Annotated in this window: 11 protein-coding genes; all 11 read left to right on the top strand. The window is 36.5% G+C overall.

Annotated elements, in window-relative coordinates; all coding sequences use genetic code 11:
* The 11 genes from HNP36_RS09920 (at position 1) to HNP36_RS09870 (ending at position 12,258) form a co-directional block, all read left to right on the top strand.
* A complete protein-coding gene (locus HNP36_RS09920) occupies positions 1–1,128 on the top strand; it encodes a glycosyltransferase family 4 protein (protein WP_184162402.1) in 1,128 nt (375 codons plus the stop codon).
* A gap of 29 nt (positions 1,129–1,157) precedes the next feature.
* Entirely contained in the window at positions 1,158–2,021 is an 864-nt protein-coding gene (locus HNP36_RS09915; protein WP_184162400.1) for a polysaccharide biosynthesis/export family protein, read from the top strand.
* A gap of 3 nt (positions 2,022–2,024) precedes the next feature.
* A complete protein-coding gene (locus tag HNP36_RS09910; protein WP_184162398.1) occupies positions 2,025–4,523 on the top strand; it encodes an exopolysaccharide transport family protein in 2,499 nt (832 codons plus the stop codon).
* Between the two features lie 213 nt (positions 4,524–4,736).
* Positions 4,737–5,627 (top strand): DUF6089 family protein, encoded by an 891-nt coding sequence (locus HNP36_RS09905; protein WP_184162396.1) that lies wholly within the window; start codon positions 4,737–4,739, stop codon positions 5,625–5,627.
* A gap of 5 nt (positions 5,628–5,632) precedes the next feature.
* Positions 5,633–6,382: an isoprenyl transferase gene (locus HNP36_RS09900; protein ID WP_184162393.1), complete on the top strand. Its 750-nt coding sequence runs from the start codon at positions 5,633–5,635 to the stop codon at positions 6,380–6,382.
* A gap of 27 nt (positions 6,383–6,409) precedes the next feature.
* Positions 6,410–8,947, top strand: a complete 2,538-nt coding sequence (gene bamA, locus HNP36_RS09895; protein WP_184162390.1) for an outer membrane protein assembly factor BamA — start codon at positions 6,410–6,412, stop codon at positions 8,945–8,947.
* A 10-nt stretch (positions 8,948–8,957) separates the two neighbouring features.
* The gene (locus tag HNP36_RS09890) at positions 8,958–9,512 is read left to right on the top strand and encodes an OmpH family outer membrane protein (protein WP_184162387.1); all 555 of its coding nucleotides are present in this window, start codon (positions 8,958–8,960) and stop codon (positions 9,510–9,512) included.
* A gap of 66 nt (positions 9,513–9,578) precedes the next feature.
* A complete protein-coding gene (locus HNP36_RS09885) occupies positions 9,579–10,082 on the top strand; it encodes an OmpH family outer membrane protein (protein WP_184162384.1) in 504 nt (167 codons plus the stop codon).
* Between the two features lie 63 nt (positions 10,083–10,145).
* On the top strand, positions 10,146–10,631 hold the full coding sequence (locus tag HNP36_RS09880; protein ID WP_184162381.1) for an acyl-CoA thioesterase: 486 nt from the start codon (positions 10,146–10,148) through the stop codon (positions 10,629–10,631).
* 66 nt (positions 10,632–10,697) lie between these two features.
* Entirely contained in the window at positions 10,698–11,573 is an 876-nt protein-coding gene (rfbD, locus tag HNP36_RS09875) for a dTDP-4-dehydrorhamnose reductase (protein ID WP_317168972.1), read from the top strand.
* A gap of 1 nt (position 11,574) precedes the next feature.
* Complete coding sequence (locus HNP36_RS09870) at positions 11,575–12,258, top strand: hypothetical protein (RefSeq protein ID WP_184162376.1); 684 nt, start codon at positions 11,575–11,577, stop codon at positions 12,256–12,258.
* The last annotated feature ends 299 nt before the right edge of the window (positions 12,259–12,557 follow it).

Here is a 12,557-nt window from a genome sequence, read left to right as displayed (position 1 = left end):
ATGAAGAATTTTGAATTGTTCTTAAGCGAATCAGGAGTTTCTATTTTTTACGTGAAAATAGGATTAGGCTTCTTGTTCTCTTTTTTAATTACCTTTTTCTCTATTCCCACCATCATTAAGATCTCAAGAAGAAAGAATCTTATGGATGAGCCGGGAATAAGGAGTTCCCATCTCAGAAAAATCCCTAACCTGGGTGGTATTGCTATTTTTTATTCGATAGGAATATGTGCATCCATATTTGCATACGAGCTGTTTGATCTCTACAAATTTTTATTTGCCTCATTAATTATCCTTCTGTACATAGGAGTAATGGACGATATTGTGGTGATGAGAGCTTATAAGAAGCTTGTGGCACAGATTATAGTTTCCGCATTGGCTGTAATTGGGTCCGATATCAGGATCAGAAGTTTATTCGGAATATTCGGAATTTATGAAATGGGGTATTTCATAAGTGTGCTGTTCAGTATTATCACATTTATTATTCTTATCAATGCTTTTAATCTGATTGACGGGATAGACGGCCTGGCCGGAGGATATTCTGTAATCTGCAGTGCTCTTTTCGGAATAAGTTACTACAGGCTGGGAGAGTATAATTATCCGCTCGTGGTTTTGTCTGTAATTATCATAGGAACTGTATTGGCATTTTTGTACTATAATTTATCCAACTACAGGACCAATAAAATATTCATGGGAGATACGGGATCCATGCTTCTCGGTTTTCTTCTGGCATTCACTTCCATCTATTTTATTGATATTTTTATAGACAGGGAACTTCCCAATGTACCAAGGTATCACCTGCAGTCTGCACCGGCCATAGCAGTTGCTATCCTTATTCTGCCGATTGTGGATACGTTGAATGTAATCATTATAAGACTGTGCAATAAGAAATCACCTTTTGATGCAGATAAAAACCATATCCATCACAAACTTCTGAAGCTTGATCTTACCCATAGACGCTCTACATTCTATATTATCGTCTACTACCTGATGATTGTAACCGTGGCTTATTATTTAAGACACCTCAATATAAACCTTCTTTTGTTCATAATTATTTTAATGGGATTTTTAGGAGCCTACCTGCCGGATCTTATTTATCATTTACGAAATAATAAGAAAATAAGAATTTAATTTTTACTTTTGCAAATAACATCCAAAATATGATGAAGAATTTGAAATATTTATTTTTACTACTACCCTTTTTTATAACATCCTGCATTACCAAGAAAGATGTAAGGTATTTGCAGCCCAGCGAGAGTCTCGTGATTAATGAAGAAGGACTTATTCCCTACAATATCCCTACGTACAGGATTACCAAGAATGATATCCTTAACCTTAACATTGTGACCACTCCCAAAGGAGATGCAGCACAGTTTTATTCCTCTCTGAACACATCCGGTGGAGTGGGCGGAGGAGCCAATACCGCATTAAGCGGAGGCGGTAACGGAGGAGCCGGGGGAAATGTAGCCGGCGGTAATATGAATTTTTATTTTAACGGCTTGAAAGTGGATTCCAAAGGAGATATCAACGTGTTCGGAATAGGGTACGTTAAAGCCGAAGGAAGAACACTGGAAGATGTTACCCAGGAACTTCAGGAAAAAGTAAACGAAAACTTCCAGGAAGGAAAAGCTGAAGTAAGACTGAATACAGACGGGATAACCTATTATATTCTGGGAGACGTAGAAACTACAGGACTTTCCGGAGAAAAAGTTGCCCACAAAAATACATTGACCATTACAGAAGCATTAGCTATTAATGGAGGGTTGAACAGAACAGTTGACCGTACCAATATTGTTATCCACAGAAAATTGCCGGAAGGAATAAAAGTGGCAAAAATAGACCTTACCCGTGAAGATCTCATGAACTCCCCATACTATTATCTGCAGAATGGCGATGAAATCTATCTGAATACCAGAGGTAAGAGCTTGAACGGATTTGGAAAAGATCCTGTACAGACATTAACGACTGGGGTATCGGTGATTACTACAGCATTATCAATTTATCTGCTTCTTAAAAACCTTTAAACCATGATTCCAGACAAAGGCACCCAAATAGGGAAAAACGAATCCCAGAAGGAAAAGTATGGATCGTTTGCATTATTTGATATTGAACATTTCCTGAGAAGAATACTTAAAAACTGGTATTGGTTTGTATTCATGCTGTTTATCGGCTACATTATTTCATGGGTATACAGCAAGTATTACGCACAAAATATTTATTCCTCAGATCTTTCCCTCAGTATATCCAATAACACATCCAGTTATTTTACCCCCAACCAGTCTATCAACTTTATCTGGGGACAGAATGGAAACCAGGACGGGGTTTATCTTAAAAAAATGTTGTTATCCAGATCTCATAACGAGTTCTTGGTAAAAGAATTAGATCTTTTTGTTAATTATTCAACCAAAGGATTAATCAAATCAACCTATATTGATAAAACTGATTCACCGGTATTTTTGCAGATCGACAAAAAGCACCTGCAGCAGGTCAATTATCCTATTACGCTGATTCCGAAAGGGGGAGACTCTTATGAAGTAGTTCTTCCGAATGAAGGGCAGTCTACCAATTTATACAGCTATGAAACAGAAGGATTCCAGCCTATTAATGCATATAGCAGACCTGCCAATAAGATTATAAAAGTAAATGAATGGTATAATTCTCCGAACCTTAGGTTCAGACTGCTTAAGAATACAGTAGCTCCCAAAATAAAAATTGAGAACGTTATTGTAAGTCTTAACTCTGTAAACCAAAGCGTAAATGAGATTGTTTCTACCATAGGAGTGCAATTTGACAAGGAGATTGCTACCATTATGATTATTAACAAAAAAGGTTTTAATCTTAACAGTACGGTAAACTTCCTGAATAAATCTGTAGCCGAGCTTCAGAAGAAAAGGTTGGCGGATAAAAATATTGTTAATAAAAACACAGACCTTTATCTGCAGGCCAATATAGATGGTATCCGTAAAAAGCTCGACTCAAGTGCGGCGGTTCTGAACTACCTTAAAACTTCCGAAAAGCTTTATAACATCAAAGACAGAGACGAAAAATCTTTAGAAAAAATAAAAGATCTTGAAGCCAAGAAAGCAGATATTATAAGCAAAATCAACTCGCTGAATAATATTAAAAATACACTTCAGAGTCAGAATTTTGATAAAATGATCAGTACAAATGCTGCAGGGTTTGAAGATGGTTTCTTTACAGCTACTGTTTCAGAACTTAAAGCTCTGTATATGAAGAGAAGAGAAATGGCAACCATCTATAAGCCGAACTCCGAGCCTATGAAAGAAATAGACAGGCTTATTAATGAGGCAAGAACAGGTTCGTCAGGTTCTCTTAGAAATTATTATACAAAATATTACGATGAGATCGGTAATATAGACCGCCAGGTAGCAGAAGCCAATACAGATCTTAACTCATATCCTGAAAAAGAAAGAAAATATCTTGATGCAGAAAGAGGATACAGTATGATTGAGGCTACTTATAACAGCCTTTTGGGAAGACAGAACGAGGCGCAGATGAAAGTGGCTACCAACCAGTCTGATATTACTGTAATTGACCCTGCTAAAAACCTGGGGCAGGCTCCGATTGGCCCTAACGTAAAAGCAATCAAATCGGCGATTATGTTTGGATTGTTGTTGATTCCATTATTATTTATCCTGGTTGGAGAATTACTGGATAATAAAATCCGAAATATCAAAGAACTGCTGGGTGCAACAAAGATTCCTCTTCTTGGGGTTATCGGAAACAATACCAACGAGAGTATGCTTACTGTTTTGGAACAGCCTAAATCATCCGTATCAGAGGCATTCAGGGGAATAAGAGCAAACATGAGGTTCTTAATGGAGAATAACAGGGAAGACGGAAAAGGAAAAACCATTCTGATTACATCATCCATTGGGGGTGAAGGAAAAACATATATCTCCATCAACCTTGCTTCAGTAATAGGATTAAGTGATAAAAAGACAATCCTTCTTGGAATGGACCTTAGAAAACCGAAGATCTTTGGAGATTTTAAAATTGATAACAAATATGGTATCTCCAATTACCTGACAGGAGAAGTGGGAATAGATCAAATCATTAATAAAACCAAGATTCCTAACCTGGATGTGGCTACTTCCGGACCAATTCCTCCGAATCCGTCAGAGCTCCTTATGAGCAGCAGAAATATCAAATTCCTGGAAGAGCTGAAAGATAAATACGATTTTATCATCATCGACTCTCCTCCGGTAGGTTTGGTAGCAGACTCTTACGAGCTGATGAAATATTCGGATGCCAATATCTATGTGGTTCGTCATGAATACACCGAAAAGTATATGCTGAAGATGATCGCAGAGAAATATCATAACGAAGAAGTTGATCATTTAGGACTTGTATATAATGATTACAATAAAAAACAAGGGTATGGTTATGGCTACGGTTACGGATATGGTTACGGATATGGCTATTTTGATGAAGACAAAAATTATAAAGAACCTTTGTTAATAAGAATACGAAATAAGGTTCAAACAATATTTAATAAAAAATAACGTTTTAAACCCTCAGCAAATGGGGGTTTTTTTATACTTTCAGTTTTGGTCATCTAAGGAAAAAAGAATATTTTTGGCACTTTGTCGTTTACTTTATAACAAATTATGTTTTTTTGTTTATTTTTAACTATACATTAAGAATATCATTAATATAAAAATGTTTTATATTTGCAAAAATTAAATTTTAAAATAACCATAAATCCATATTCTTTTATGAATAAAAAATTATTGTTTAGCTTTATTGCCTTCCTGGGAATGGTAAGTGTTAAAGCACAAAGAAATGAATTGGGAGTTCGTCTGGGTATGAGTAACCTAGTTGGGGACATAGGACGGACCAATTATATTTTACAAAAGCCGTTGGATTTAGACAGAATGTCAGATTGGGGGTTCCCATTTTATGGAGGTTTATTATATAGATTTAATTTTAACCCGCATCAGACCGTTAGATTGGATTTAGGATATAACCAGATTCAGTTTAGCGATAAAGCTGCGAAAGAAGAATACAGAGTAAATAGAAACTCATACGGAAAAAATAATGTATACGAAGCAAGTTTAACTTTTGAATACAATCTTTTCCCCGTAAATAATGAACAGATAAGCATGGTAAGCCCTTATATCTTTGGAGGTATCGGTGCTTTGATGTTTGATGCTCCTAAAGCCAATCTTGTAAACGATTTTAGAAGAGATGCAGATGGCGTGGCGCAGGCTCCTCTTAATGAACAGGATTTTAAGAGTACCCCAGAATATACATTAGGAAAAAAAGTAACGATGCATATTCCTTTTGGAGTTGGTTTGAAATATAAGTTCAACCATAATTGGGCTATATTTGCAGAAGCTACATTTAGATATACACTGACGGATCAGCTTGATCACAGCAGACTGCTTTCAAAAGATCTTACATCCAGCTTTAATGGAGATATTTTGGATCCTGCTACCGGTGGATCACTGCTGCAGTCAGGAAACTATTATGCAGTTTCTAAAGAAAGAGAACAGGAACTTCTTTATAAAAGAAATATAGGCGATGAAAGGTCGAAAGACTGGATGAATACTTTTAGTTTAGGACTTACCTATTCATTCGGAAGACCTCCGTGTTATTGTGATTAATTAATATGTCGTTGATTAAAGATAAAATAAATTCTCAGAATTTACCGAAACACGTCGCCATTATTATGGACGGCAATGGAAGATGGGCGAAAACACGTGGCGAAGAAAGAACCTTTGGTCACAGAAACGCCATTGATGCAGTAAGAAATGCCATTAATGCATGTAATGAGATAGATATACCCTATTTAACACTGTATACATTTTCCTCTGAAAACTGGAACCGCCCTGCAGATGAAGTTAATACACTGATGAATCTGCTGGTGGAAACCCTGTTGCTGGAAGCTGAAGAAATTTTCAGCAAAGGACTCAGAATGCATGTTATAGGAAATTTAGAAAAGCTGCCTCTTCTTGTAAGAGAACAGCTTGAACGTGTAATAGAGCTTACAAAAGAAAACACAAAAGGCAATTTAGTACTGGCAATAAGCTATGGCTCACAGAATGAAATATTGAATGCCGTAAAAAGCATCAGTTCAGACGTGAAAGAAGGAAAAGTTGATATTGAGAATATTGATGAAAAATTATTCGAAAATTACCTTTATACAAAGGATCTTCCTCCTGTAGACCTGCTGATAAGAACCAGCGGGGAAATAAGAATAAGCAACTTCCTCCTTTGGCAGATTGCTTATGCGGAATTACAGTTTTTAAATGTCCTGTGGCCGGATTTTACAAAAGATATCTTCTTCCAGTGTATTGTAGATTATCAGAATAAAGAAAGAAGATACGGTTTAACCGGCGACCAGATAAACGCCCAATAAATTTAAAGAAAAGAAAGACTCGATAAAATGAAGTTTAGACTATTACCCATCATAATGTTTGCTGCTTCGGCACATTTTTATGGACAAGTAACTCCTCAGGACAGCACCAAAGTAAATAATGCTGTACATGCAGAAAATGAAGCAGGAACTTACACTCTTAAAGACATTGTTGTAGATGGGGTAAAAAAATATACACCGGCACAGATCTTAAGATTTACAGGCTTAACCAAAGGAGAAGCTGTAGATATTCCGGGACAGAAGATCAGCAACGCTGTTAAAAAGCTTTGGGATACCCAGTCTTTTTCAGAAGTTGAAGTGTACGTTCAGAGTATTGAAGGGCAGACCGTAATTCTGAGATTCTACCTCGAAGACCTTAAAGAACTTGGAGAGGTAAAATTCACAGGTAGAGGGATCGGTAAATCTAAAAACGAAAAACTTACAAAAGACAATAATCTAAAACCTGGAACAAAAATCACCCAAAACCTGATCTCAAGCCTTAAGACCAAAGTTCCTAAGGATTATGTGAAAAAAGGTTTTGCAGATGCTAAAATCACCATTCAGGATAAAGTGAATGCAAATGATCCGTCTATGGTAGACTGGACCATTAATATCGATAAAGGTAAAAGAATAAAAATCGACCATATCGAATTTGAAGGCAACCAAAGCGTTACTGATGCAAAGCTTAGAAAAAAAGCCTTCAAAGAAACCAAACAAAAGAGATTTGGTATCGGCGGAATTCTGAAATCTTCAAAATTCATTGAAGAAAAATACCAGGAAGACAAGCAGAGCCTTGTGAGCTACTATAACTCTTTAGGATATAGAGATGCTAAGATTGTTTCAGATTCCGTATGGAGAAACAAGAGAAATAACTACGAAATCAATGTAAAGCTTAACGAAGGTAAAAAGTACTATATCGGGGATGTTACATTCACCGGAAATACCGTTTACTCTACAGAATATTTACAGAGATTATTAGGATATAAAAAAGGAGATATTTACGATGCCGTTGGTTTCAACAAAAAAGTTGGGGAAGACGGAGGTAAAGAAGACGATTCAGATATCAAGTCTGTCTACATGAATAACGGTTACCTTTTCTCTAATGTAACACCGGTAGAAAAATCCGTGTCAGGAGATGCCGTAAATCTGGAAATCAGAATTAATGAAGGTGAACAGGCAACCTGGAACAAAGTAACATGGCAGGGGAATACCACTACCCATGACCACGTTGTATTGAGAGCCCTGAGAACAAAACCGGGAGAGCTTTTCAAAAAGACAGAAATTAAAAGAACGTACTTCGATTTAGCAGGGATGTCCTTCTTTGACCCTCAGCAGGTTGGTCAGGATATTCAGCCGAATCAGCAGGATAATACTGTAGACATCAACTGGAAACTGGTTGAAAAAGGTTCTTCCCAGGTACAGTTACAGGCAGGTTACGGTGGTAACAGCTTTATCGGGACCTTAGGACTTACCTTCAACAACTTCTCTTTAAAGAACTTCCTTAAGTTTAAAGACTTTAAGCCGGTTCCACAGGGAGATGGCCAGACTTTGTCTATCCAGGCGCAGGCAGGACAGTATTTCCAAAACTATGGAATCTCATTTACTGAGCCATGGTTGTTCGGAACAAGACCTACAGCCCTTTCAGTAAGTTTAAATACTTCCAGAGTAAAATACAGTGATAGTTATGGAGCTGCTCAAAAGCTTAATATCTTCTCCGCATCAGTTGGTTTGAACAGATTATTAAACTGGCCGGATGACTACTTCTCACTATATACAGGAATTCAGTACCAGAATTATAAATTCAGTAACTATCCGTTCCAGTTCGGAGATACCACAGAATACTATGGAGATGCCAACAACTTAAGTCTTAATTTAGGTTTAAGCAGAAACTCAGCAGGTATTGACCCTATCTTCCCTACAATGGGTTCAAATATTGAAGTTTCCGCGAAACTTACCGCACCATATTCATTGTTCAGCAACAAAGATTACTCTACAATGTCACCGGTGGACAAGTACAAGTGGATGGAATTCTACAAAATCAAGTTCAAAGCTGACGTTTATAATGAAGTTGCAGGAAAACTTGTATTGAGATCTTCCGCAGAAATGGGATTCATGGACGGATATAACAAAAAATTGGGAGCTCCGCCATTCGAAAGATTCTATGTAGGAGGTACAGGACTTTTCGGAGGTAGATATGACGGACGTGAATTGATTCCATTGAGAGGATATGAAAACGCTTCAACATACGGAGGAGAAATAGATGATATTACCCAAAGAGGAGGAGGTACAATCTATAACAGATTTACCCTGGAATTAAGATACCCGATCTCTATGAACCAGACAGCTAAGATCTATGCACTTACCTTTGCAGAAGGGGGGAACGTATGGAACTCCTGGAGCACATACAACCCGTTCCAGCTGAAAAGATCTGTGGGAATTGGAGTAAGAGTATACATGGGAGCTTTTGGTTTGATCGGATTTGACTTTGCTTACGGATTTGATAAAACAGTTTCCGGAACAGAACCATCCGGATGGAAAACACACTTCCTGATGAACCAATCATTATAATTCACACAATATGAAAAACCTTAAAATCATTTTCACATTTGTATTGTTCCTGCTTTTCGGCCTTTCGAATGCCCAGAAAGTTGGAATAGTAGATACAGGCTATATTTTAGACAAGCTACCTCAATACAAAGAAGCAGAAGCAAGATTAAATTCACAGATCGATACCTGGCAGGCAGAACTTCAAAACCTGCAGTCAGAATACGAAAGAAAAAAATCTGCATTTGAAAGTGAGAAAGTATTGTTGATAGGAGATCAGCTAAAGCTCAGAGAAAAAGAAGTATTGGATCTTGAGAAAAATATCAAAACTACCACAAGCTTACGTTTTGGAGCCAATGGTGAGATTACAAAACTGAGAACAAATCTGGTTGTTCCGTTTCAGGATCAGATCTGGACCGCTGTTAAAACAATGGCCGAGAAAAACGGATTGGGCACGGTTCTTGATAAATCCGATAACAATGTTCTTTTCCTTTTGCCCAGATATGATTATACAGAAAAAGTATTAACGATCTTATTGAAAGGATCCTCTGCATCTGATAAAAAAGAAAAGACAAACAGTAAAAAATAAAGTTTAAGTTAACTTTTACTTAAAATTAAAATCTAAAAACAAATTAAATTATTTATTTTACCAATTATGAAAAAATTAAGTGTATTATTTGCCGTGGTAGTAATGGTTGTATCGGTAAGTATGGCGAAAGCTCAGAAACTAGCTACTGTAGATTTAATGGGAGTTCTTAATGCAATGCCTGAAAAGAAAAAAGCAGATACTGATATAAAAACTTTCTTAGATGCTAAACAAGCTGAAATTAAGAAAAAAGCAGATGCTGGACAGGCTAAGTTAAAGCAGTATACTGAAGAAGCTCCTAAGAAAACGGCTGACGAGAACAAAGCTAGAGAAACAGAATTACAGAAACTTCAGGAAGAAATTGCTCAGATGCAGGATAAAGCTCAGAAAGATCTTCAGGCTAAGCAGGATGTTGCTTTCGGACCAATTGAGAAAAAACTGAATGATGCCATCGAGAAAGTAGCTAAAGCTAACGGATACGAATTCATCATGGATGCAAACTCTGCTGCTTTGGTTTACAAATCAGGTGCAGATGCTACAGCTGCTGTTAAGAAAGAATTAGGGATCAACTAATAAATTAACAAAGTTTTATAAATTAACCGTCTCTTTTAAAGGCGGTTTTTTTATTTTTGCCCTATGGAAAAAGAAGTATCAACAACCGTAAAAGTAAGGTTCAGCGATTGTGATCCGATAGGACATTTGAATAACGTGAAATATCTGGATTATATGTTCAACGCCAGAGAAGACCATGTAGAAACATTTTACGGATTCACATACGAAGAATATACCAAAAAGACCGGATGTACGTGGATTGCTATTCAGAATGAGATCGCTTATTTAAAAGAAGTAAGATACAATACCCAGGTAATAATCAGCAGTAAAACCATAGAAGTGCAGGACAGAACAGCCAAAGTAGAAATACTCATGAAAAGCCTGGACGAAAAAACAGTTCATGCCGTATTATGGGTTACCGTGATTTACTTCAACCTCAAAACAAGAAAATCTGAAGTTCACCCGGAAGATATAAAAGAAACCTTTGGGAAATTTTATGTAGATATTGAGCAAAAAGATTTCCAGCCCAGAGTGAAATTCCTTAGATCTCAGAACGCAAAAAATTCTTAATCGGAAATAATGAAATAACCCAATTTCTAAAAGGATATTTCTTAATAATACATCAATAGTAAAATAATAAAATTACAGATGAAAAAAATAGCAGTAATAGGAGGAAATGGTCAGTTAGGTAACTGTATCAGAAAAATAGCACCTGATTTTGAAAATACGTATGAATTCATATTTACGGATTCCCAGACACTGGATATTACAAATGAAGATCAGATCAATGGCTTCTTCTATGATAACAAACCCGACTATTGTATTAATGCTTCCGCATACACAGCAGTTGATCTCGCCGAAAAAGAAAAAGACAAAGCATTTGCAGTAAATGCTGACGGTGTTGCATATCTTGCCCAGGCCTGTGCAGATAATAAATGTATTCTGATCCACGTTTCCACCGATTATGTATTTGATGGAGATACGAACCTGCCTTACTCAGAAGACGATTTCACCAATCCAACCGGGGTATATGGTGCGTCAAAAAGAAAAGGGGAAGAGCTTGCCCTGGAAATTAATCCCAAAACTATTATTTTAAGAACTTCATGGCTCTATTCAGAGTTTAATAAAAACTTTGTGAAAACAATGCTGAACCTTTTCTCTCAAAAAGATCAGTTGGGAATTGTTGCCGATCAGTTTGGACAGCCCACCAATGCAAATGACCTGGCAGAAGCTATTATGGACATTATCGAAACTCCCGGTAAAACTTTTGGAATCTTTCATTTCTCAAACTACCCGGAAACCACCTGGTTTGAATTTGCAAAAAAAATTGCAGAATTCTCCGGCTCTTCAGTGCAGTTAAACCCTTTAACCACGGATCAATACCCGACTCCCGCAAAAAGGCCGGGAAGAAGCACCATGTCATTGGATAAAATAGAAGAAGTGTACAAAATAGAGCCTAAACATTGGGAAAACAGTCTTGAAGAATCAGTTAAAATATTAACACAACAATAATATGATCAAGAATCTGGCAGTTGCTGTTTCCATATTCTGTATTCACCTGTGTAATGCACAGAATGTTTACCTTTCAAAAGTTGAAAAAACAAACGACAATACAGATAAGTTCTTGTATAAAAAAACTGAATCAACAATTGATGCCCAATATTTAGGTGAAATTGAAGTTCAGGGATTCTCAAAAGATGATGCAGCTGTTTTTTCACTGATATACAAGAAAGCAAAAGAAATAGGAGCCAATACCTTTTCATTTAAACCCTTTGGAAATATAGATGGCACTCCTCAGCCTCTTAATCCTGCCAACTATAGGATTGCTCTATACTATACTCCCAAAGAAAAATTAGCAGATCAAAACGGGAAATTATATGTTTTTGCTTCCTCGGATAAAGATCAGAAGATCAATATCAATAAAAAAGACTATTTACTCACTCCCAGATCATATATTACCTTGGATATTATCCCGGGAGAAGTGTATACCATATCAACAAAAAAACTTTTAGGCTCTACAATTAAAGTTCAGCCCAAAACAAATAATGAGAATCTGTACTTTCAGGCCTCTTCTTTAAAAGTAAAATCAGATACATCAGGAACCGGTGGTTTAAATCTGAAATCCGGCGATATTATCGGGTTAGAAAAATCTTATGCAGATTTTTTAAGCCTTATTTATGTTCACAATAAACCATAATATCTTAGGTAAATAAAAACAGGCAACAGGTTTAAACAAATGTTTAAAATTTTTCTTCCTGCTTACCAGTTCTTTACAGTCAAATATTACGCAAACATGAAATTTATGTTAAATAAATTTGTTTTGTGTAGGGTAAAGAGCCTATCTTTGCCCCACTGAAAACGAAAGGAATCAGTAAGCGCAGGAGTTGGATTGGATATTTAGGAAAAGGGGTTAGGGTTAAAAAAAAACTTTAAATTTTCTTTGATAAATATTTGGTCATTAATAAATAAATAATTACTTTTGCAACCGCAAATAAG

Origin of the sequence: Chryseobacterium shigense, from assembly GCF_014207845.1 — a bacterium.
Lineage (GTDB): Bacteria > Bacteroidota > Bacteroidia > Flavobacteriales > Weeksellaceae > Chryseobacterium > Chryseobacterium shigense_A.
The sequence above is the reverse complement of the archived record's forward strand: the minus strand, read 5'-3'. Positions and strand labels throughout refer to the sequence as shown.

What these genes read in the sequence shown, in the direction of transcription:
- HNP36_RS09915 (WP_184162400.1), top strand. Translation starts at nt 1,158, where the DNA reads ATGATGAAGAATTTGAAATATTTATTTTTACTACTACCCTTTTTTATA.
- HNP36_RS09890 (WP_184162387.1), top strand. Translation starts at nt 8,958, where the DNA reads ATGAAAAACCTTAAAATCATTTTCACATTTGTATTGTTCCTGCTTTTC.
- HNP36_RS09880 (WP_184162381.1), top strand. Translation starts at nt 10,146, where the DNA reads ATGGAAAAAGAAGTATCAACAACCGTAAAAGTAAGGTTCAGCGATTGT.
- HNP36_RS09900 (WP_184162393.1), top strand. Translation starts at nt 5,633, where the DNA reads ATGTCGTTGATTAAAGATAAAATAAATTCTCAGAATTTACCGAAACAC.
- HNP36_RS09910 (WP_184162398.1), top strand. Translation starts at nt 2,025, where the DNA reads ATGATTCCAGACAAAGGCACCCAAATAGGGAAAAACGAATCCCAGAAG.
- bamA (WP_184162390.1), top strand. Translation starts at nt 6,410, where the DNA reads ATGAAGTTTAGACTATTACCCATCATAATGTTTGCTGCTTCGGCACAT.
- HNP36_RS09905 (WP_184162396.1), top strand. Translation starts at nt 4,737, where the DNA reads ATGAATAAAAAATTATTGTTTAGCTTTATTGCCTTCCTGGGAATGGTA.
- HNP36_RS09920 (WP_184162402.1), top strand. Translation starts at nt 1, where the DNA reads ATGAAGAATTTTGAATTGTTCTTAAGCGAATCAGGAGTTTCTATTTTT.
- HNP36_RS09885 (WP_184162384.1), top strand. Translation starts at nt 9,579, where the DNA reads ATGAAAAAATTAAGTGTATTATTTGCCGTGGTAGTAATGGTTGTATCG.
- HNP36_RS09870 (WP_184162376.1), top strand. Translation starts at nt 11,575, where the DNA reads ATGATCAAGAATCTGGCAGTTGCTGTTTCCATATTCTGTATTCACCTG.